The sequence below is a fragment of the Candidatus Uhrbacteria bacterium genome (assembly GCA_016699205.1).
Lineage (GTDB): Bacteria > Patescibacteriota > Patescibacteriia > 2-12-FULL-60-25 > 2-12-FULL-60-25 > CAIXDN01.
In genome coordinates this window covers 937,036-958,030 of sequence record CP064964.1, presented here as the reverse complement: position 1 = coordinate 958,030, position 20,995 = coordinate 937,036, and the positions used below count along the sequence as shown (strand labels likewise).

Genomic DNA, 20,995 nt, shown 5'->3' with positions numbered 1-20,995 from the left:
AGCCAAAAAATGTTGACGATTTACCAGACTCCAGCCTATCGTAATGCCATGAATGAGGCAAAAAAACGCATCGCCTTGGCCGTGACCCTCGCTGAGATCGGAGGTGTCCAGGTTTTTTTGCTTGAATTCGCCCAATACCTTAAAGAAATGGGTCATGATGTGACGATCCTCGCAGGCACAGGCAACTGGCTTGCAGAACAAGCAAAATCCCATGGAATCCGCTTCATACGGCTCAACCACATGCGCCGCGACATTCATCCGATTCAAGATATTCTTGCGATTCGCGAGCTCAATCAACTTTTCCGCCAACATCATTTTGAGGTTGTGCATTTGAATAGCACAAAAATGGGCGTACTCGGATCCATCGCGAGTAACATCGCAAAAGTCGATCGGGTCGTCTATCGCATCGGCGGCTGGGTTTTCCTGGAAAACTTGCCGAGCTGGAAACGCCAAATCTATATCTACGCAGAACGTTTCACCGCCCACTTCAAGGACACGATCATCTGCGTAAATCCTTCCGATGAAATCGAGGCCGCAAAACATTCCATCAAACCAAAAAGCAAAGTCATCACGATTCCTAATGGAATTGATTTTGTTCGATTTGAATCCAACCTGCTCTCCAAAAATGAAGCACGGGCCAAACTCGGCTTGAAACAAGATAGTATTGTCATCGGCAGTGTATCTAACTTTTACGCTCCAAAAAATATTCCGGCCTACATCGACACGATCCGTAATGTCATCGACCAAAATCCTTCTCCTCACTTTGTCTTGATTGGCGATGGTCCGGAACGCAAACGCATCGAGCAAAAAATCACCGATCTCAATCTTACGGAATCAATCACGCTTGCAGGTGAACTAAACAACGCATCGTCTCTGCTCCGTGCCTTCGACGTCTTTACACTTCCCTCAACCAAAGAAGGCATGGCCTTTGCTCTTCTTGAAGCGATGGCGGCCTCGCTCCCCTGCGTCGCCACCGATGTCGGCGCCGCAAAATGGATGCTCGGCGATGCCGACGGAATCATCGTTCCACCTTCCGATACACAAGCGCTCACCCGAGCCATTCTCGAGTTAGCCAACAACGAATCAAAACGCATTCAACTCGGCCAAAACGCAAAGGAAGCGGTACAAAACCGCTTCCCGCTTGAGAAAACGCTGTCAGGCAACGCTTCAGCTCTCCTCGATTAACGTCGCAATCCGTTATACGTAGCCGTTGCAATCGGAGCGGTTCCGGTTGCCGCGGAAGTCGGGGCTGGAGCAGGAGTCGGGGTTGTTTGACCATTCGCCTGATTGATCAGCGCCTGAAGCGCTTTAGGCGTAGCTGGATCCAAGGCGCTCGTCGCAGCGAGCATCGCTTGAGCCAACTCATCCTTCTTTACAACCTGCAGCTTATAAACAAGCTGAGCATACACATCGGCGGTTCCTAGCGGATAATCCGTACCAAGTTTTGATATAAAAGTTTTCATCCCTTCGTCGTCTTGTCGAATCATGAGCGAGTCAGCGACAACAACCAGCTCGCGCGGACTCTGTAAGCGATAAGGATAAAGTGCCGACAAAGCCTTTTGTACATTCTCCGCACCCGCCTCAAGCTCGCGCTTGTCATACATGAGAGTAATACCCAGATTCCAATAACCTTCTCCAAATTCCGTATCAAAGCTAATGACATTTCGGAACACGTTCAGCGCAGGCTCAAGATTGCCAGTCATAAGATACAAACGAGCCAAACCATAATGCAGTTGCTGGCGCTTTGGACTGGTTGCAATCGCCTCTTGATACATCCTTTCAGAGACAGGAGCTTCTGCAGGAATGAGTCCCATAACCTCCTGAGCGAGACGCGCAAAGATAAATCGCGGATGCGTATTGCGAGGATGACGCGCGATCTCTTCAAGTGAGAGGGTCTTGGCTAATTCATACATCTCTTTCCAATTCGGCGTTCGCGCCGCTGCACCAGATCCAAGCAAAGAGATCATATTACGCGAAAGCAAAAATGATTGCTCATCCAAGTAAGGCGTCCATGTTTTAGATGCCTCCAATGCAATCTGATACGACATCTGTGGATTAGCACTAAAAATCGCATTCGCTTGCAATGCCTTTCTTGAAACCTGAAATGGATTCACAGACGTTCTAAGAACAAGGAGACCCATGACGACCATTAATACGACAAATGCCGTCCATGGCGCTTGCATGATCCCCGTTTCCTTATGCTTCTCAGCCATCGCCTCTTTCTCCCCGATAAACCCGCCTTTCGTTGCGGCGATGATCAGCGCAAACAACAAATAACTCATCGAGAATCCTGCCGGATGATCAAACACGAACAAGTTCTGGACAAAGTAAGCAACAGGAAGTGAAAACAAAATCGCGGCAATCGGCAGATCAATCCACTTTTTACGGAAAGCGCGCCAAGTACTGTAAAAAATAGCGCCGTAGATTCCAAAGAACGTGACAAAGCCAAAGATACCAGTCATTGAAAGCACGTCCATCACTGTGTTATGCGCGCGATCAAACCAAGTTTCGTAAGATCCGAAACGCAACGAAATCGGATTGTACTTAAGATTGAAAAGAACGTGAAAATTATCAAATCCCCAACCAGTAAGCGGACGCTCGACAAATCCCTGCCAAGCGATATCCCACGCAATTAAACGCGTACGTACCGCGCCTTGAAAATCGACATAACGATGCAGAGGCGACTCTCGTACCACCGTAGTATCCTTTGCAAGATAAAGCGCTCCATATCCTGCAAACATGGCGAGCAACAATCCAAACACGCCATAACGAAGCTTTTTATTCGTTGTAAACAACGCCGTATAAAAAGCAAATGCCACAATACCAGCTGCCAATCCCATCAACGCTCCGCGCGACTGGGCAAGAATAAACGCGATGATATCCACGACCAGAATAAGGCCATAAGCAACGCGCCAATTTCTATTTGGATTTTTCCAAAACAACAGCGCCAAAAAGAAAAAGTTAAAGATCTGATATGCCGCCATGTAGATCGGATTATCAAGCAGTCCTCCGACACGCGGACCAGCCGGAAACAACAGAAGATTAGGATTCATTTTCTGCAAAATAGCGACAATAGCCATGATCGCAGAAAGCCCAACCTGATAATGAAGCAGCGTTTTCCACTGTTCCCATGTTTTAACGATACCGACAGTCATCGTTAACCAAGCCAAAAAGTGCAGCAACGTAAACAAACCGTTCATGCGCTCCTGATTTCCCCACCAAGCACGATACGGATCTACAGCAAAAACCACCGATAACCCGATTGCAACAAAGTAGGCCAGGATAGCAAAAAACAGCACGTGCTTCTTCGGTCGATAGCTCGGCTCCATCCAGACTAATGCCAAATAGGCAGGAAATGTCAGACCGACAAGCACCTGAAAGAAAATCAGCTTGGAGAAAACAAAGGGAAAAATAACGACCGGAATAAAGACGAGCGGCAGGAGCAATCCCCCGTAAATCCCCAAAAAGCAGATAGCTTTGAAGAACTTGATGGCTTGTGATCGGTTCATAGAATCCGCCCCAGCATAGCACAAACACAAAACAAACACCGCCCGAAGGCGGTGTTTGTTTGACTGATGACGGCGCTAACGATTAGCGAGTCAAGGTCTGGGTCTGCGTGAGGTCTTCTACGAAGACGTCGTTCGTCCAGTCGTAGGAACCAGCACCGGAGGCCGCAAACGAGTGCGGAACTTCGGAGAGGTCGGACCACACGAAGGTACCAGCCGCGTCGGCCGTACCATCCGGTGAAGATGCCGTGTCAAGGTTTGCACCCGGCATGTTGAAGGTGGCATTGGTCAAACCAGTACCAGCAATCACTTCTTCATCGATGTAGCCCGTCAAGATCGTACCAGCGAGGTTACGCGTCGGGGCAATGCTGACCGTGTCGCTGGCAACCGCGCCAGCCGGGGTGGCGTACAAGGTGTACACGTTACCGGAGCCCGTGATGGTTTCTTCGTTGGTGAAGGTCACAACGATGCGGCCCGTGGAGGTACCGGCAACGAGGGAACCAGCCTCAAGATCGGTGCCGTTGGCATCGACGATCGCGTAGTCAGCAAGGTTCATGTCTGTCGAACCCTTACGAACGCGGAAGTTCGTGAGAGTCGTGGAGCCAGTCTTCGAGAAGTCGAAGCTGATCTTCTTGACAGCCACGGAACCAGCGCTGTCAGCCGAGACTTGCATGCGGTAGAGGTCCTGCGAGGAACCGTTGGCAAGCGTCGTGGTTGAGAGCGTCTGGCGGGTTACCGTCGGCTTGGACTTGCGGATGACAAATGCGTTGCCAACCGTAGCCGAACCGGCCGAGTAAACAAGGTCTCCGGAAGCGAGACCAACCGTGCGGACGTTGAACATACCGGAGTATGAAGCATCCCAGTTACCCGTCACAAGACCGGCGTTCAAGCCGAGCGTGACCTGGTTGCCGGAGCGGACGACACCCGTGGTGGCGCCGGAGACCGACGAGGAAGACTGCACATTTCCGATCTTACCCCAAAGCTGGAAGGTGACCGAGCCATCCTTCGGAACCATGATCGGCGAAGCCGTCAGGTCAATGTCGCGCGTCGCAGCGACGCCCGACGGAAGAATGTCCGAGCCAGCAACCACGCCGTCCTTAGCGATGGCAATCATCGAGAAGTTGGCGGCATCACCCGTAGAGGTGACAGCAACACGTTCAAGCTTCATAGCTTCAAACTGAGCCGTGGCCTTGAACTGAGCAAGGTTCTGCCAGACATCACCACCAGCAACGAGAATCGTCGACTGGCGAAGGTTGTCCGTAGCAATCGTAAGCGTACCGCCGTTCATGACCGTCTGGACCAATGAAGGGGTGGCGCCTGCGTTACCGCTGACCGAGGCGCTCAACGTCGGGGTTACCGTGTTGGAGTCCTGGTCATCAGCCGTGACGTCGCCAGCTGCGGCGATACCGACGGCAAATTTGTCCCACTGCGAAGCGACGACTGAGTCAGCCGTACACTTGGCAACGAGCGTCTTGGAGGAACCCTGAGGAACCGTGACATTCACGTTCGTGATGTTCATGGCGCCAGTGGTGCCATCCGGGGATTCGGCGTTACCGACCTGGGTCGATCCGTCGAAGAGAGCACAGGAGGTGATGGCGTCGTTCAAGTCGGCGAGGGCGTACGTACCGGTGGCGGTAACGTCAGCGCGGCCCGTGAGCTTGACCGAGCGAATCAAGATCTGGCTCTGGGAACCGGCCGTGAACACAAAGCCAGCCGTCGGGATCATCGCTTCCTTCTTAACAGCCGTGCCGGCCGTCGGAGAAGCAGCGAGAGAGATCGAGAGCGAGGAGGCCTTCACCGTCATCGGGTTACCGTTGATGGTGGTGTTCGGGACGATTTCGGTGACCGGGAGGAATTCACCCGTGTCGACGATACGGATATCGGAAGCACCAAACAATGTGCCGCCGGAACCCATGATCGCGCGATACTGGTTGTTGCCGTCATCGGCAAATTCACCAGAGACGTCGTCAGCGCTGTTCGTCAAGTCAGCCGTGAACGCGAGGTTCAAAGTCTGACCGGCGTTAACGTTGAAGGAGTCGGTGAAGGTCATGACACCAGAGGACTGCGAGGCGTTGGCCAAGCCCGTCGGCAAGGAGATCGGACCCATAAGAGTCGCGCCCGTGTCGAGGTTCTTGATCTTCAAATCGCGGAAGTACTCCGTGGCCAAGTTACCCTTGACCTTGTCGTTGGAAGTAAGACCCGTAAGAGTGAAGTACATCTTGCGGACTTCGAGCATGCTGTCGGAAGCGGTGACAGCGAACTTGAAGAGCTGAACATCCTGCGAACCCTTGGCAATGTCCGACGTAGCCGGTCCATTGTAGGTCGTCGTGAACTGACCGCCTTCGGTCGTCACAGTGATGAAGTTCGAGCTCGTACCATCAAACGTACCGGCACATGGCGAGGTCGAGTCAATACAGACGCGAGCACCCGTACCAAATTCCGTGTCGATGGCGTAGACGTCCGTCGAGTACTCGACGTAGGTCTTGATCGTGCGACCAGAGCGGCCAGCGACGTTCGCCTTAAGCGAGAAGACGCGGGTCGTACCGTCGGTCACGAGGTAAGCCGGGCTGAAGTTCAACACGATCTTGTCACCCGCAAGAGACGGGGTCATCGCAACCTGGGTCGAGCCCTGGTAGAGCTTGAGGTTGGTGAGATCAGCGTTGGAGATGTCACCCGTCTGAAGAAGGGTAACGCGGCGGACTTCAATGTCATTGCCCTGGGCAACGAGCTTGAAGTTGGAGATTTCAGCTTCTGTGGAACCAATCTGTGGGTTGGTTGGCGTCGTACCCTTCTGTACATCAAGGCGGGAAGCCGAGGTCGTACCGATGGTGAAGACGTTACCGCGGATCGGGAAGGAACCCGAGACCGAGGAACCCGTACCGCTCACGACGACGGAAGCAGCGTCCGAAATTTCGAACGAGTGCTGGCCACCAGCCGTAAGAGATGAGTTGGTGTCACCGACAAGCACAACCGAGTAGGTCTGACCAGCTCCGATGGAGAGGTTCAAACCGTTGAACTGCACCAAGTTGGTGGAGCTGTTGATCGTGCGGCCCGTGGTCAAGCGCGTACCGTCGCCCTTGTAGAGGTAGACGTTAGCGAAGTCACCGGAAGCACCAACGCCAACGCGGCGGAGGGAGAGACCCGTGATCAAGACACCAGCGGAACCGGCGGTCAAGTTGTACTTAGCGAGCTGAATGCTCGAAGCACCCTGCGGGACGTTCTGTCCTGCCGGAGTGTCCGAAGCGAGAGCAGCGGAAACCGAGCCACCGACCGTGGTTGCACCAGGGGCGACGACATCAGCCAAAGCTGACTCGCGACCGGTGACGTCCGTACCATTCGGGTATGAAACCGCGGTGGTGATGACGTACATCGGGTTGAAGTTGTTGGCGGCGAAGGCCGGGTCAACAAGCTTGCGCTTCATGCCACCCCAAACGACATAGCGGTTGGAATCACCAGCGTAGGTGATGACCATGCCGTCCGGATGCTGGGCCGTCGAGATCGACGAACCAACGGAGTAGTTGACAAAGAAGCCATCCGGAACGTCGACAACACGGGAAGCCCAGGAGGCTCCGTAAAGCGTGATGGCGATCGCTTCGGATTCGATCCAGCGGAGAACGCCATTAGGGGCAACGGCGTAGACCTTCGGATCAGTCGTGATCTTCACGAGGTTCGTGCCCGGACGAATGGTGACGTTGCCACCAATCATGATCGAGGCGAGCTCCGAGTCCGTAATGGTCCGTACGGAATTGAAGTTCATGTACCAAGAGAAGTATGTCTTCTCGTTAGGGAAGACATAGCGCTTAGCATCGCTAGCGTAGTAGTAAACAGCAGGACCAGAAGCCTTAATAAGCTCACCGGCAACAGCTGCGGAGGCCATGCTGGGGAGAGCAAGGCTGCCAACGCCGACAGACCATGCGATGGTCGTCAAAGCGACGAAGCTGGAGAAAAGTTTTTTGAGAAAATTCATAGTGTGAATCCCTTACGGGATTCTAGGCCCGGAGGATCCGTGCGAATCCTAGTGGGGCGTGGTTAATAATTGCGACTCTGGCCAGCCTCGCATAACGAGGTGTCGACCTTGACGCCAAAGTGGTTGTTTTTTCGAGCGCGAGCGAAAGGGGTAATTCCCGATTGCTCGAGAGTTCTCCCGCTCGTCAGGACGGCTCTACCTTTTTGGGGCAGGGTCGCCCTGTTCGCGAGAGAACAGGGTTCGCTGCCTTTATGGTGGGCTCGTCATTGTCGACGATGCAGAAGAAGACGCGGTGCTCGTGACAGGCGTCGTAGAAGTAGAAGCATCTCCCATTCCCTCGGACGAAGGAGTGACTGGAGATGGAATCGCTTGCGTGCTGGAAGCAACAAGGTTGTTCGTCGACACCTCCGCTTCAGCGACAGCCTTGGCAGCTTCCAAAAGCTTACCGGACACCTCACTTAATTTATTTTCGCTCAAAAGCACACGAGCTTCTTGCAACGTGCTGCTAGCGGCATTCAGTTGTCCGACAGTGGTGCTCGTCATTCCCAGCAATAGGTTATCCCCTGTCCCAGTTGCCTGTGTATTAATCGGTAGGATAGTACTAGAAGCACTAACCAAGCGCAACTTATCAGCAGAACCGGACAAAGTAGCAGAGATGCTATCAACCTTCTTGTTGATCGAATCAAGGATATCCGACTCGCTCACCACCCACTGGCTATCTGGATCATTGCTCGCCTCAAGTAAAACCTCAAAAGCCGTAACACCTGTGTGCACAGCAGCAACTTCTGCCTCAGCCAAGCTACTCTTCACCTCTTCCGGTGCTTCATCCCTGACAAGTTTCAAATCCTCAATGATTTGCTCACTCTGTTTATCAACAAGCTTAACAGCATCAGCTGTTTCCGGAGTCGTATCCGACTTCACCTCCGAGAGCTGGTTTTTTACCGTATTCAAATCCCGCTTCAAAACTTCCGCAGCCTGCTTCAAACGCACCGGCTGCTCTGGGTCGGTAGCAGTAGCCAATGTCTTAATTTCATCCACACGACGATCTACGAACTCAGACTTAAGCTTAAGCTTTTCAAGTTTGCCTGAGGTAAACACCAAACGAGTTTGTTCTGTCGCGATCTTGATCGGATACAAAAAGTCACCAGGCAGAGAACGATCCGAAGCCGACACGCTAAAAATCGATCCGCCGAAAACCGTGACGATGACGGAAAGCGTAGCCAAGGCCGGAGCACGAACCAAATTCATCAAACGCTCCGGAACCAAATGATTGAGAGCAAGCTTGGCACGAGCCGGCATCGCCACAGGGCGCGTCGGCAATGTGTTGCGAACCTGCATCAATAAATTCTCGCGCGTACGCAACACAAACTCCGCATCAGGCACGATGCCGCGCTCCGCCGATCGGACGGATTGCAATTTACGGAGTAAGTCGCGCTTGGTCATGTTAGGGGGAAAGTTTGTCGAGCGCTTTAATCGCTCGGTGATAGATGACTCTGACATGTCCCGGCGTTTTATCGAGGACGAGTGCGATATCCGCAAACCCGAGTCCGTCGATTAACCGCAAGGTCAACACATCGCGATAGTCTTCTTTCAATTTCTCGATTCTCTCAAGAACAATGCGTAAATCGACGCGAGCCTCGATCAGCCTCTGATCACGCCCTCGATCCGATACCAACCCTTCATTAACAGTAGACGTATATTCCTCATCAGTTGTTACAACCGCCTGCTTTTGAGCCTCTTCTTTGCGATAAAAGTCGACAACCAAGTTACGAGCAATCTGGTAGAGAAAGGCTCTAACATTGCGGATTTCCGTATTCTGAAGAATCGCATTCCAAAAACGAAGAAACGTCTCGGACGTGACATCTTCCGCGGCTTCACGAGACGGTAATTTTAAGTAAACGAACCGGTATATCGATGTGATATACCGGTCGTATAGGCTAGCAAATGCGTCCGCGTCACGCCGTGTGCGCACGCGATACAGTTGGTATTGGTCGATGAGCTGGCTCATGCGATTTCCCCTCCAAAAACCACTGCAAGGAGTTTAGGGATATTAGCTCTAAAAGGGCTTTTTCGCAAGCTGAAAAGGCTTATTTTTATTAGAAAATTCGCAAAAACAAAGCATTTTTATATAGTTAAGTCCACAATATACTAGACAGAAATAGAAAAAAGCGCTAACTTCAAGCCATGCCTGAGCTGTCCCAAAACAAAGAAAATATCGTTCGTGTCACCGTCAGCGAGGCGGCAAGACTCTTTGGCGTAAATCCACGCACCATCCGCCGAGCCATCACTGCCCAAGAGCTTCGATACATCGTTGTTCGGGGGCGTTATAAAATCTCCTTTCCATCTCTGGTCACTTGGTCGCAAGCTCAAACCAAAGTAAGGAATAAACGCGACGAACAAGGCATCGGCCAATGGGTCGATCAATGGCGTATGAAAAATCTGAAATACTCTCCCCGCCCACCGGAAAATAAAAACGACCCGGAATAAATCGGGTCGTTTTTATTTTGTTAGAAACTCGCTCCGAGAAGCGGCTGGCTAACAAGTTCCGTATGGCCATTCAACGTCGTTTGATAGACGCGGATCAAATCATCCATGCGATCTTCAACGCTGTGAACGCGTGCCACATAGGCGTGCGCGCGCGAACCCATTTCCATGCGCTGCGCAGCACTCTGCCCTGCAAGCTCAATCAGCGCATCAGCCAAAGCTTCTACATCGCGTGATGGAACCGCCTTCATATGACCGCCAGTCGCTTCACGATTTCCCGGAATATCCGTGGCGATAATCGCGCGGCGATGCTGACAGGCTTCAACAACCGCGAGTGACAAGCCTTCGCTAGCCGTCGGAAAAACGTGGGCCAGCGCATTTGCCTGAAGCGCCGTCAATTCACGGCCGCTCTTTTCACCAAGCATCATGACACCCGGCGCACGAGCAGCGAGACCACACAACCAAGTCGCGTAACGATCGGTCCAAGAAGCACCGCCAACAAGGACAAGCGGGCGTTCCACCAACAAATCAGGACGGATTTTGCGTGCGCGATTATAAGCCTCAACCAACACATGCGCCTGCTTATCGGGAATCAATCGGCCAACAAACAAGAAATAACGATCCTTTTGCAAACCATTGGCAGACAAAGCTCCTTCATCGCCGATAGGCTCCGGTTCTGGAATCGGATGAGAGACGTAAGCCGTTTGCGTGCCATACGTATCCAAACAGTAACGCGCAAGCGTTTCAGAAACGGCAATCGTGCGATGGCTAGCCTGACAAGCAAGCCATTCACCAACACGGAAAGCGAGTTTGGCAAAACCATTCCACTTGGCGAGCACGCGGTCGATACAGTGAAAGGTCACAACAACCTTGCTCTTTGGCATCATCAAACGCGCGAGCGGGGTAAGCAAAGCAATACCCGTGCCATGCAAATGCACGATCTCAGCCTTCAGTGAACGAGCGCGCCAAAGCGCGGTGATTCCATGGGTAATGGCATCCAAATGCTTGGTGCGAATTCCGGAGGTAATAATCTGCTCAACGCCAGCCGGGGCGCGGCTTCCACCCACATACCAAGCACGTCCAAAAACGACCACGCGATGTCCGCGTGATACAAGTCCGCGCGCCAGTACTTCTACGTGGCGCTCGATACCGCCGGAACGAGCCGGCAAGCCCTTTTGGCCGATCATGACGATAGTCATAGTAATAAGGATATATGGGTAATCGAACGTCGTAGCATAACAAAAAAATGAGATTTTGTCAATCAGTACAAACTAGTATTTGGCTAATATTAGCTACTTTCAATATATACCCTCAATCCAAGTAATCGTAGGCGTCTCACCTAGAGGCGCAAATATAGCGATAGCGTCGGCCTGATAGCAAATTGGCGGGTTAGCCTGCGCTTTCATCCAGCACTCAATAGCCCGACTTAAATGCCTTAATTTCGTCCTCGTAATCGACGCCTCTGGGTAGCCATATTCCATCGTCCTTCGTAATTTTACTTCGATAAACCTTGTCTCCCCGCCCCGCTCGACAATCAAATCAATCTCGCCAAGCCGGCAATTCCAATTGCGCTCGATAAGCCGGAATCCCCGCTCCTCCAGATAAGCCAAGGCGATCGACTCCCCGCTTTGTCCGCGTATTTTTCGGAAGTCCATATCTACCCCGTTCCATGGATTTCCTCAGCCGTCAATACAAAAGCCCCTCCATAAAGAGGGGCTTTGATTCTTAGTGCTTTGGCTTTGGCAACCACTTTTCGTAATTCGCACGATCTTTGTCAACAATACGTGATGCCATCGTCTTACGATATTCCATCCAGATATCGTATTTCCACCAACCAAGAATGCCAAACCATACAATCCACCAAAAACGCATCGAGAGCACCGGAATTCCCTCGTAGTAAAATCCGTACAAAAGGAGTCCGATGACACCCATGGTGGCACACAGCGTCGCAACGCGCTTCCAAACACGGCGAATCGCCTTATTTATTTTCTTCTGCAGTTTAAGATAAACAGCGATAGCGATACCAGCCAATACGAGTGCCGTCATCAAAATCAAAATGACACGGCTCACGGCTGGGACAAATGGAATAACACCGGTACCGAACCAATACTGGAAGGTCAACAAGGGTTTGATCAGATCCATAAACAAGTAATGAAATTATTCTTCAGCTGCTTCCATCTCTTCGGGAATATGTGTCGAGACGACTTCCGTTTCACGCATCGGCTCATGCTTGGCATAAACAAGCGCAAAATGGGAATCTCCCGCATCATATTCATCGATCAAGTCGAGCTCGTCTACCGCAAAGTAGCGTTTGGCTTCCTCTGCCGACATACGATTTTCAACCGGTGGGCCAATCGTTGTCCGAATGGGCTTCCACTCGATCACCAAGATGCGTCCGCCGGGCTTGGTAAGGCGCAAAGCCTCCTCAACCATGCCTGATCGGTTGGCGGAAAGGTAGAGGTTATTAGCCAGTATCGTCAAGTCGATGGTACCGCTTTGAATACGCGCCGCATGAACCACGTCAATATCCGACCAAACTGGAATCACATTCCAATACTGATCATGTCTTGCTGCACGCTCTACCGCTTTCAAAGCTGCTTTATCGATATCAACCGCATACACGCGCCCTTCACCGCCTGTCATCTGCGCTGCCGGAAACACAAAATGACCAAGAGCTCCGCAACCAAGATCAGCAATATGCGAGCCTTTGCGCAAACCGGCGCGTTCTAAGGCTTTGAACGGATTAATCAGCTCATTACCGCTATGATGCATGTTTTTATGGAGAAGCGGACGGGAACAACGAGCCAAGAGTAGCCTGCAAGAACGCATTCCAAAGATTGGTGGCTACCAAGAAACCCAAAAGACAGAAAACAATACCGAGCAGCTTATAAAACAAATTGGTACCGCCGCCGCCCAGATAACGCTCGGCAAAATCAACTCCGCCAAAGAAGTCAACGATAGAGCGCGTTCTGATCACAAAGAATGCTCCAACCGCCACAATCACCAGCCCAAGAAGTACGCGAAGAATGAATCCCATATTGGTAGGAATATGGTGACAGTGTAGCATACCGTCCATATGCGATCTATCCGCGGACGCGTCCGCAAACCAATCCAAAACCCCAAATCAAGCTGGGAGTCCGTCGCCGGCTGGTATTCCGGCTACATGGGCAAAGAAGGCGGCGACTTCCAACGCGACCTAATCTTCCCGGGTGCCATGCGTTTGCTCACCCCAAAAAAAGACGGCCGCTACTTGGACCTCGCTTGCGGACAAGGCGCCTTCAGCAAACTCCTTGCACCCAAAGCCGCGATGGTCGATGGACTCGACGCCTCCCCGACCTTGATTCTCCAGGCCAAAAAGAACGCGCCTAAAAATATCCGCTTTGCTGTCGACGACGCCACAAACTTTGCTCATCAATTCCAGCCATCATCGCTTGATGGCATTGTCTGTAATCTCGCCATTCAAAATATCGATCCGCTCGGTCCTGTCTTTTCTGATGCGAGCCGCGTTCTTAAACCCAACGGCGTACTCATCCTTACAATGAATCACCCGGCATTCCGCCAACCGCGACAAAGCGGCTGGGGCTGGGATGAAGAGCGTAAACTCCAATATCGCCGTGTCGATAAATACATGAGCGACTACGAAATGCCGATCATCGCGCACCCGGGTTCCGCTCCGGACGTCAAAACCTACTCTTATCACCGTCCGCTCTCGATGTACGTCACCGAACTCGCCAAACACGGCTTTGTCGTCGATGCGCTCGAAGAATGGGTCTCCAACAAAACCAGCGACTCCGGTCCAAAAGCAAAAGCAGAAAATGTCGCACGTAAAGAAATCCCGCTGTTCCTCGGATTACGCGCTCGCAAAATAAACTAATCGATCAGCTCCTCGATAATCTCGTACGAGGTGATTTTATCGTACCCATCGAATAAGAAACTTCCCCGGAATGTTTTGCCTTCGATATAAAACGGAAACCAATACCGATCATCCGGCCACGACTTATCAAAAGGATACTCGGAAACCTTGAACCACTTTGGCTCAATTTCCTCTGTCTCGACAGCCTCGCCCTTGAAATCAAAAGACTCGAACATATGGATTTCAATAACACCCGGCTTCTCCACATTCCGATAATCACATTCAATCACCGCAAACTTCCGCATTGCCCCAACCTCGATCCCAACTTCTTCTTTCACTTCACGTCGCGCACCCAAACCAATATCCTCCCCTTCTTCAACTTTTCCACCCAGCCCATTCCACTGCCCCATTCCAAATCCCCGCTTCTTGTAACCTAAAAGAATCTCATCACCTCTACGGAGATAAACAAGGGTCAACGTCTTGGAAGTTTCATTCATATTCTTACACGGCAGAAAACCCACCACCTTTAATAAGATAAAGAATTTACTGCTGTAAATGCTTGGCGAGCTTTTCCGCGGCTATCCTGCGCATACTAACAGCACTCTTTTCCTCGACTCCCATCTCGGCAAACGTCTGATCAAATCCATCCGGTAAAAAAATCGGATCCCAACCAAAAGAACGATCACCTCTCGGCTGAACAATTCTCCCAGGAATCGAGCCCTCAAAGAACATCACTTCATCAGCATTCTTTGCGTAACCAATAACAACAGTCGCTATCGCACGATCATTTCCGAGCTTTTCCGCCATCGATGCTAATCCCTCAATACCCATCTTCAACAAAAACCACTTAATCAACGGTCCGGGAAGCCCATTCAAACACTCCAAAGAAACGGAAGTATCCTCCACGATGCATTCTCCATCCGTATGTCGTAATGCCTCTTGCAGCTTTGCTCGAATAATCGCTTGAGAATCCATTGCTTGGATTTCAGGCAAATCAATATCCATTCGCTCGATCTCCGGCAACACCGCCTTCATCTCGGCAAACTTCTTGTCATTACCAGTGATGAAATAGATCATGCAATTATTCTACACCCCGTGACACTTCTTATACTTCTTTCCACTTCCGCAAGGACACGGATCATTTCTCCCAACATCCCCCATCGCTTTCTTTTCCTCCGATGATGGCACAGAAACGCTCTCTGTCTCTTTCTGCGGGCCCGATAACTCAATCGGCTTGGCCTGCGACTGCAATCGGCGCAATTCCTCTTCAGCCGTCTCGCGGGCAATTTGCACCTTAAAAATAGTCGACGCAACGCGCTGATTCAATGTGCCAAGCAATCCATGGAACATGCGATACGCCTCGCGCTTATACTCAACGAGCGGATCACGTTGGCCATAACCCTGCAAACCAACACCATGACGGAGATAATCCATGTTCTCCAAATGCGCAATCCAAAGATCATCAAGCGCACGCACCGCAACCGCTTTTTCAACTTCCGCCTGCAAACCAGGATCACCCGCCTGCTTGCTCAAGGCTTCATAGGCTTCACGAGCAAGCTTAAGCAGCGTCTCGACCAAAGCCGTACGCATCAAGACAAGATTCTCGCGGCCATCCTTATTCTCGCTCGCCGCTTGTAATTGTCCTCGGACATCAACGCCTTTAGGCAAAATCGCGGACGCAGCTTCTGCAAGCTGATCCAAATCCCAATCCGCCGCATTCTCGGCCGACGTATGGAAGGAAACCATCTGTTCAACTTCTCCCTCCACCATCTCCATAATAAGCGGCTTGAGCGGGCTTTCATTGTTTTCCGTGCGCTCCATGCTCGCCTTCAATAAATCGCGGCGCTTCTTGTAGATCACCATGCGATGCTTATTAAGCACGTCATCATACTCAAGCAAGTGCTTACGGATATCAAAGTTATGACCTTCCACTTTGCGCTGGGCCGCAGCAAGCGAGCTTGTTAATACTTTATTTTCGATCGCTTCATCTTCCGGCACACCCAAGCGCTCCATCATCGACTTCATGCGATCCGATCCAAAGATGCGCATCAAATCATCCTCCATCGAGACGTAAAACTGCGTTGAACCAGGATCACCCTGACGGCCAGAACGTCCTCGCAGCTGATTATCGATACGACGCGACTCATGACGCTCCGTACCAAGCACATGCAAACCGCCAAGTTTGCGCACCTCATCTGCCTCTTCCTGCGTCGGAGGATTTCCACCAAGCAAAATATCGACACCACGGCCAGCCATGTTCGTTGCCACGGTTACCGCACCCTTACGACCTGCCTGAGCGATAATCTCGGCTTCACGCGCATGGTTCTTGGCATTCAACACTTCATGCGGCACGCCTTCCTGGCGAAGCAATTCCGAAAGCAATTCGTTCTTCTCGATCGACACGGTACCAACCAGCACCGGCTGACCCGTTTCATGACGCATCTTGATCTCGCGCACAGCGGCACGAAACTTACCGATCTCGTTCTTATAAACACGATCCGGCAGATCGATACGCTGATTATCTTTATTCGTCGGAATCGACAAAACCTCCAACTTGTAAATCTTGTGGAATTCTTCTGCTTCCGTTGCAGCGGTACCCGTCATTCCAGAAAGCTTCTCGTACAAACGGAAATAGTTTTGGAACGTAATCGTCGCCAGCGTAATCGACTCGCGCTGAACTTTCACGCGTTCCTTGGCCTCGATAGCCTGATGCAAACCTTCTGAATAACGGCGTCCCGGCATCAAACGGCCCGTAAATTCATCCACAATCATCACTTCTCCGTCACGCACCACATAATCGCGATCAAGTTTAAACAAAGCCTTGGCGCGCAAAGCCTGCTCAATATGATGCACCGTGCGCATGCCGCCCTGAACATACAAATTCTCGATATTCAACAAGCGCTCAAGCTTGGCAACACCTGCCTCGGTCAATGTCGATGCACGCTGTTTTTCATCGAGCTTATAATCTTCTTCCTGCACCAACTTTCCGACCACATCGGCAAAACGGAAATATTCTTCCGTCGCTTCTTCCGCCGGAGCACTGATGATAAGAGGCGTGCGCGCTTCATCGATCAAAATCGAGTCGACTTCATCGACTACCGCATAATGCAATTCACGCTGAACCATTTCTTCTGCGCGCTGAACCATGTTGTCACGCAAAAAGTCGAAACCAAATTCATTGTTGGTTCCGTAGGTGATATCAGCCGCATAAGCCTCGCGACGCGAAACCGGACGCAAATAATCCATGTCGACACGGAATGATCCGGTCGCGTCGCGATTCTCGTCATGTTTTTCCTCGGCTTTGAATTCCGGGTCATACACAAAACTTCCCGCATGCTGGATACACGCAACAGAAAGTCCAAGCGCGTGATACACCTGACCCATCCAAACCGCGTCGCGTCGTGCAAGATAATCGTTCACCGTAATAACGTGCACACCCTTTCCGGAAAGCGCATTCAAATACACCGGCGCCGTAGCGGTAAGCGTCTTTCCTTCACCCGTACGCATTTCCGCAATCATTCCGCGATGCAGCGCTAATCCACCGATCAACTGCGCGTCATACTGACGCTGACCAAGCTTGCGGCGTGAAACCTCGCGTACCAAGGCAAAAGCTTCTGGCAAAAACGCATCGCTCGACTCGCCTTTTGCCAAACGTTCCTTAAACTCAGCCGTCTTGGAGCCAAAATCACTATCTGCAAGAGCCTGCATGGCAGCTTCATGCGTTTTGGCCTGCTCGACGATAGCCCGCAATCGCGCCACTTCACGCGCATTCGGGTCACCAAACAGCTTGGTAAGAAACTTCATAGTTGGCCGATCTTAGCCTAAAAAGACGCCTCTTACAAGGCGTCTTTTTAACCTAATCTTAGGACTTATCGCGCTCCTCCATTTTCTTTTTCCATTGCGTAATTGTCTCGCGCAAATGATCTTTTACCTTATCAATCGCCTTATAGAGATCATCCGCCTCGCGCTCAACCAAAATCGTTTCGCCGCCAATCTGTACATTCGCCTTGCACATGAAGATTTTTCCGGAATGCTGATGACCTTCCGCCATACCAACCTCAACATCGGTATGTCGGATGGATTCTAGATATTTTTCCAAGCTCTGCATCTTTTCCTCGGCGTATTCTCTGATAGCCGGCGTAAGCTCGATGTCCTTTGCAAGAATATTGATAGTCATACTCTAAAATCGTAAACCTCGGTCGCCTGACTCGCAAGTCTAAAACCCAACCAATTGCACCTCCTCCTGCATCTCGATACCGAACTCGTCCCGAACCTTCATTTTTACTCGAGAAATCAACGCCAAAATATCCTGCGCACGAGCCTGCCCCTTGTTCAAGAAAAAATTTCCATGCTTTGTACTCACTTGCGCATCGCCGACAGACTCGCCCATCATTCCCGCTTGGTCGATCAACCAACCCGCTGACACGGATTTATTTTTGATCATCGATTCCGGAACTTCTACCGAACGTTTCAAAATATCCAGCGCCGATTCATCGCTAAATTCAAAATTCTTGAACGCGCAACCAGCACTCGATGCATCTAAAGGCTGCTTCTCTTTCCGCATCTTCATAATTTCTTCCATGCGCGTTTTTCCCGCGACGATATCGCTCGTAGGTTTCAACTGCAATGTTGTCGACAAAATAAGATACGGACGATGCTTAAACATGCTCCCGCGATACACAAACTCGCACTCGCTATTCGATAGCATTTTTCTCTCATGCGTATTCAAATCAAAAACTTCCACCGATAGCACCGAATCCTTCATCTCCCCACCGTAACAACCCGCATTTCCATACACGGCGCCACCAATCGTCCCTAACACCCCAATCGCCCACTCAAACCCCGTCAGCCCTGCGTCGACTGACTGCCTCGCTACCATTCCCGTGATTGCCCCAGCCTCAACCGTGACGCGTGAAGCGTGAAGCGTGATCATACGATTCCCCGCCTGAATCATCACACCCTCATAACCATCGTCAGACACCAGCAAATTCGATCCCCCGCCATAGACATAAAACGGGATATCAAAATCCAAGGCGGCCGTCACCGCTTCAATCAACGATTCAGATGAATTGGCTGTGACGTGCAATTTGGCATTTCCTCCAACACGAAAGCTCGTCCGTTTTGCCATCGGCTCATCCCGCTGTACCGATGGAATACGCGCATAAAACGCAGCAATCTTTTCTTCCGTAAGCGGCATCATACATCCATGATTTTATCGGCCATTTTATAAATATCTCCGGCACCCATAACAATAATTACATCCCCCTGACGTTTCCATCGACGCAAGATCGCCAGCGCTTCATCCGAGTTTGGCGCAAAGTCGACGGAGCGCACCGTTGCACGATCCGCATCATGCCGCACAATCGCATCCTGCAAATCGCGAGAGCTTACGGATTCATCCTCTGGCGATTCCCGGCCAGCCACATCATAAATCTCCACCAACAACAAGGCATCCGCTCGATCAAAGCTCGGAACAAAATCCAAAAAGAAGTCACGCGTGCGACGCCGTTGATGCGGTTGAAACGCCAGCACGATACGTCGGCCAGGATAAAATGCCTTGGCGGCCTCGAGCGTCGCAGCAACAGCGGTCGGGTGATGACCATAGTCAGAAATAACCAAAATACCATCACGATCAGCAATACGCTCAAAACGACGCCAAATGCCTTTAAAGGCTGCCAAAACATTCTCAAGACCCGTCCATGGAATACCCATAGAAGAAACGAGACTGAGCGCAGCCGCACTATTCATGACATTCATGCGTCCAGGGATCGATAGCTTGAATCGATACACGCGGCTGCTCACATCGCGCAAACCAAATGTCTGCTCCCCGGCCTTCACGGCGTGATCAACGATTTGATGATCAGCATGCGTTCCAAAACCAAACGTACGGATGCGGACGCCGCGCTCAAGCAGAGCGGCACGTTCCTGTCCGACCAACGTCTGGACATTCGGATCATCCGCATTCGCAATCACGATTCCGCCATTGCGGACCTTCTCAAGCAGCTCACGAAACGCTTGCAGTAAATTCTGAAGATCCGGAAAAATATCCGTGTGATCCAGCTCAAGATTATTCAAAATCACCGCATACGGCTCAAACTCCAAAAAATGACGCGCGTATTCATCACCTTCAATCACCACCATATCCGACATGCCAAACCGCACATTCCCATCCGGAAAAGACGGCACGCGGCTTCCGACAATGACCATCGGATCTTGATTTGCGCCCTCTAAAAGAAGGCCTGCTAAGGCCGTCGTCGTACTTTTACCATGCGTTCCGCATACAAGGAGACAGCGCTTATGCGCGAGCCACGCCCCCAAAAAAGCAAAATTCGTTACCTGAGGAATCGCTCTTGCAGCAGCGGCTAATCGTTCCGGATTTTTCTCCGGAGCGGCAGAGGTATAAATCAATAACTCCGTATCGGTCGGAAGATTACTTGCTTCATGTCCAATAATAACCGGAATTCCGAGCTTGATCAGTTCATCCGTCGCTTCCGATGAAACAACATCCGATCCTGTGACGCGAACGCCGGCACGTGCCAACAATTTGGCAACGCCCGACATATTGATACCCCCAATCCCAACGAGATGGGCACGGCGAATCTGAGACAAATCCATGACCTATAGGCTACGACGTCAGAACAAAATTGGAAAGCCCCGGAAGGCAGGCCTTCCGGGGCTATTCAGGCAGAACATCCTGAGCAGACGAGCCATTAGAAATAGACGCATCGGCCTCGGACGTTTCTTCAGGTGGCGTCTTGGAAATTTCCGTTGCCGGCTTCAATCGCAACGGAGTAAACGTACGCGGAGGGCGCACAATCGCCCAAGCCGTCTTCCGACCATCCGCATCTTCTCGATCATGAACCATGACATGATCGGGACACAGGTCCTTCAGCACATTGATCCAGCGAGGCGATCGATTCAGCGCCTTGTGCGCCTCGACCATCCCGCTATGCACATCTCGATAATCACAGCCGGCCTCAAGAAGATCCTGGAACGCGGCGATGAGGACATTTGATTGCCCAATGAATCGGACATTCAAATAAACATGAAAGTAGGCGCGCATCAGGTCCGCACCCGTACGCTCGTCGTCGACCATCTGGGCGATGATCGGTTCGAGCTTGCGTCGTGCTCCCTCGATACCGTTCAGCGGATATTCGCCAAGCTGGTCCATAGCTCCTCCCAAAG

19 protein-coding genes are annotated in these 20,995 nt (G+C 51.4%); 3 read left to right on the top strand and 16 right to left on the bottom strand.

Annotation, left to right across the window (positions count from 1 at the left end):
- The first annotated feature begins 48 nt into the window (after positions 1-48).
- Positions 49-1,185 (top strand): glycosyltransferase family 4 protein, encoded by a 1,137-nt coding sequence (locus IPH19_04850; protein ID QQR60704.1) that lies wholly within the window; start codon positions 49-51, stop codon positions 1,183-1,185.
- Here IPH19_04850 and IPH19_04845 read toward each other — a convergent pair.
- The 4 genes from IPH19_04845 to IPH19_04830 all read right to left on the bottom strand — a co-directional run bounded on the left by IPH19_04845 (position 1,182) and on the right by IPH19_04830 (position 9,481).
- Positions 1,182-3,509 (bottom strand): O-antigen ligase family protein, encoded by a 2,328-nt coding sequence (locus tag IPH19_04845; GenBank protein QQR60703.1) that lies wholly within the window; start codon positions 3,507-3,509, stop codon positions 1,182-1,184. The genes IPH19_04850 and IPH19_04845 overlap by 4 nt on opposite strands.
- Positions 3,510-3,591: 82 nt before the next feature.
- Positions 3,592-7,473: a hypothetical protein gene (locus tag IPH19_04840; protein QQR60702.1), complete on the bottom strand. Its 3,882-nt coding sequence runs from the start codon at positions 7,471-7,473 to the stop codon at positions 3,592-3,594.
- Between the two features lie 249 nt (positions 7,474-7,722).
- Entirely contained in the window at positions 7,723-8,916 is a 1,194-nt protein-coding gene (locus tag IPH19_04835; protein ID QQR60701.1) for a hypothetical protein, read from the bottom strand.
- A 1-nt stretch (position 8,917) separates the two neighbouring features.
- Entirely contained in the window at positions 8,918-9,481 is a 564-nt protein-coding gene (locus IPH19_04830) for an RNA polymerase sigma factor (GenBank protein ID QQR60700.1), read from the bottom strand.
- 176 nt (positions 9,482-9,657) lie between these two features.
- On the opposite strand from IPH19_04830, the gene IPH19_04825 reads away from it, so the two are divergent.
- Entirely contained in the window at positions 9,658-9,960 is a 303-nt protein-coding gene (locus IPH19_04825) for a helix-turn-helix domain-containing protein (protein QQR60699.1), read from the top strand.
- Positions 9,961-9,980: 20 nt separating this feature from the next.
- On the opposite strand, the gene IPH19_04820 is transcribed toward IPH19_04825, so the two are convergent.
- From IPH19_04820 to IPH19_04800, 5 genes are all read right to left on the bottom strand, one after another.
- A complete protein-coding gene (locus IPH19_04820; GenBank protein ID QQR60698.1) occupies positions 9,981-11,156 on the bottom strand; it encodes a glycosyltransferase family 4 protein in 1,176 nt (391 codons plus the stop codon).
- A 99-nt stretch (positions 11,157-11,255) separates the two neighbouring features.
- Positions 11,256-11,612, bottom strand: a complete 357-nt coding sequence (locus tag IPH19_04815; protein ID QQR60697.1) for a YraN family protein — start codon at positions 11,610-11,612, stop codon at positions 11,256-11,258.
- Between the two features lie 70 nt (positions 11,613-11,682).
- Positions 11,683-12,099: a hypothetical protein gene (locus IPH19_04810; GenBank protein ID QQR60696.1), complete on the bottom strand. Its 417-nt coding sequence runs from the start codon at positions 12,097-12,099 to the stop codon at positions 11,683-11,685.
- 15 nt (positions 12,100-12,114) lie between these two features.
- Entirely contained in the window at positions 12,115-12,729 is a 615-nt protein-coding gene (locus tag IPH19_04805) for a methyltransferase domain-containing protein (protein QQR60695.1), read from the bottom strand.
- A 4-nt stretch (positions 12,730-12,733) separates the two neighbouring features.
- Positions 12,734-12,994: a hypothetical protein gene (locus tag IPH19_04800; GenBank protein ID QQR60694.1), complete on the bottom strand. Its 261-nt coding sequence runs from the start codon at positions 12,992-12,994 to the stop codon at positions 12,734-12,736.
- A 39-nt stretch (positions 12,995-13,033) separates the two neighbouring features.
- On the opposite strand from IPH19_04800, the gene IPH19_04795 reads away from it, so the two are divergent.
- The gene (locus tag IPH19_04795; GenBank protein ID QQR60693.1) at positions 13,034-13,831 is read left to right on the top strand and encodes a class I SAM-dependent methyltransferase; all 798 of its coding nucleotides are present in this window, start codon (positions 13,034-13,036) and stop codon (positions 13,829-13,831) included.
- Here IPH19_04795 and IPH19_04790 read toward each other — a convergent pair.
- The 7 genes from IPH19_04790 to IPH19_04760 all read right to left on the bottom strand — a co-directional run bounded on the left by IPH19_04790 (position 13,828) and on the right by IPH19_04760 (position 20,981).
- Complete coding sequence (locus IPH19_04790) at positions 13,828-14,307, bottom strand: 8-oxo-dGTP diphosphatase (protein QQR60692.1); 480 nt, start codon at positions 14,305-14,307, stop codon at positions 13,828-13,830. The two genes, IPH19_04795 and IPH19_04790, sit on opposite strands and share 4 nt — an antisense overlap.
- Before the next feature lie 46 nt (positions 14,308-14,353).
- The gene (locus IPH19_04785; GenBank protein ID QQR60691.1) at positions 14,354-14,887 is read right to left on the bottom strand and encodes a non-canonical purine NTP pyrophosphatase; all 534 of its coding nucleotides are present in this window, start codon (positions 14,885-14,887) and stop codon (positions 14,354-14,356) included.
- 9 nt (positions 14,888-14,896) lie between these two features.
- Positions 14,897-17,614 carry a preprotein translocase subunit SecA gene (secA, locus tag IPH19_04780; protein QQR60690.1) on the bottom strand — a complete coding sequence of 906 codons (2,718 nt, stop codon included), beginning with the start codon at positions 17,612-17,614 and terminating at the stop codon, positions 14,897-14,899.
- A gap of 58 nt (positions 17,615-17,672) precedes the next feature.
- Positions 17,673-17,987 carry a ribosome-associated translation inhibitor RaiA gene (gene raiA / locus IPH19_04775; protein ID QQR60689.1) on the bottom strand — a complete coding sequence of 105 codons (315 nt, stop codon included), beginning with the start codon at positions 17,985-17,987 and terminating at the stop codon, positions 17,673-17,675.
- Between the two features lie 39 nt (positions 17,988-18,026).
- Positions 18,027-19,010, bottom strand: coding sequence for a UDP-N-acetylmuramate dehydrogenase (gene murB / locus IPH19_04770; protein ID QQR60688.1), 984 nt, complete (start codon positions 19,008-19,010; stop codon positions 18,027-18,029).
- Positions 19,007-20,425: a UDP-N-acetylmuramate--L-alanine ligase gene (murC, locus tag IPH19_04765; GenBank protein ID QQR60687.1), complete on the bottom strand. Its 1,419-nt coding sequence runs from the start codon at positions 20,423-20,425 to the stop codon at positions 19,007-19,009. Before murC ends, murB begins: the two co-directional genes overlap by 4 nt.
- 61 nt (positions 20,426-20,486) lie before the next feature.
- Complete coding sequence (locus IPH19_04760; GenBank protein ID QQR60686.1) at positions 20,487-20,981, bottom strand: hypothetical protein; 495 nt, start codon at positions 20,979-20,981, stop codon at positions 20,487-20,489.
- Positions 20,982-20,995 lie beyond the last annotated feature (14 nt).

Coding starts and splice junctions, on each gene's coding strand:
- IPH19_04820 (QQR60698.1), bottom strand. CDS start 11,156: ATGACTATCGTCATGATCGGCCAAAAGGGCTTGCCGGCTCGTTCCGGC.
- IPH19_04825 (QQR60699.1), top strand. CDS start 9,658: ATGCCTGAGCTGTCCCAAAACAAAGAAAATATCGTTCGTGTCACCGTC.
- raiA (QQR60689.1), bottom strand. CDS start 17,987: ATGACTATCAATATTCTTGCAAAGGACATCGAGCTTACGCCGGCTATC.
- IPH19_04810 (QQR60696.1), bottom strand. CDS start 12,099: ATGGATCTGATCAAACCCTTGTTGACCTTCCAGTATTGGTTCGGTACC.
- murB (QQR60688.1), bottom strand. CDS start 19,010: ATGATGCCGCTTACGGAAGAAAAGATTGCTGCGTTTTATGCGCGTATT.
- IPH19_04830 (QQR60700.1), bottom strand. CDS start 9,481: ATGAGCCAGCTCATCGACCAATACCAACTGTATCGCGTGCGCACACGG.
- IPH19_04790 (QQR60692.1), bottom strand. CDS start 14,307: ATGAATGAAACTTCCAAGACGTTGACCCTTGTTTATCTCCGTAGAGGT.
- IPH19_04795 (QQR60693.1), top strand. CDS start 13,034: ATGCGATCTATCCGCGGACGCGTCCGCAAACCAATCCAAAACCCCAAA.
- IPH19_04850 (QQR60704.1), top strand. CDS start 49: ATGAATGAGGCAAAAAAACGCATCGCCTTGGCCGTGACCCTCGCTGAG.
- secA (QQR60690.1), bottom strand. CDS start 17,614: ATGAAGTTTCTTACCAAGCTGTTTGGTGACCCGAATGCGCGTGAAGTG.
- IPH19_04785 (QQR60691.1), bottom strand. CDS start 14,887: ATGATCTATTTCATCACTGGTAATGACAAGAAGTTTGCCGAGATGAAG.
- IPH19_04835 (QQR60701.1), bottom strand. CDS start 8,916: ATGACCAAGCGCGACTTACTCCGTAAATTGCAATCCGTCCGATCGGCG.
- IPH19_04845 (QQR60703.1), bottom strand. CDS start 3,509: ATGAACCGATCACAAGCCATCAAGTTCTTCAAAGCTATCTGCTTTTTG.
- IPH19_04760 (QQR60686.1), bottom strand. CDS start 20,981: ATGGACCAGCTTGGCGAATATCCGCTGAACGGTATCGAGGGAGCACGA.
- murC (QQR60687.1), bottom strand. CDS start 20,425: ATGGATTTGTCTCAGATTCGCCGTGCCCATCTCGTTGGGATTGGGGGT.
- IPH19_04805 (QQR60695.1), bottom strand. CDS start 12,729: ATGCATCATAGCGGTAATGAGCTGATTAATCCGTTCAAAGCCTTAGAA.
- IPH19_04800 (QQR60694.1), bottom strand. CDS start 12,994: ATGGGATTCATTCTTCGCGTACTTCTTGGGCTGGTGATTGTGGCGGTT.
- IPH19_04815 (QQR60697.1), bottom strand. CDS start 11,612: ATGGACTTCCGAAAAATACGCGGACAAAGCGGGGAGTCGATCGCCTTG.
- IPH19_04840 (QQR60702.1), bottom strand. CDS start 7,473: ATGAATTTTCTCAAAAAACTTTTCTCCAGCTTCGTCGCTTTGACGACC.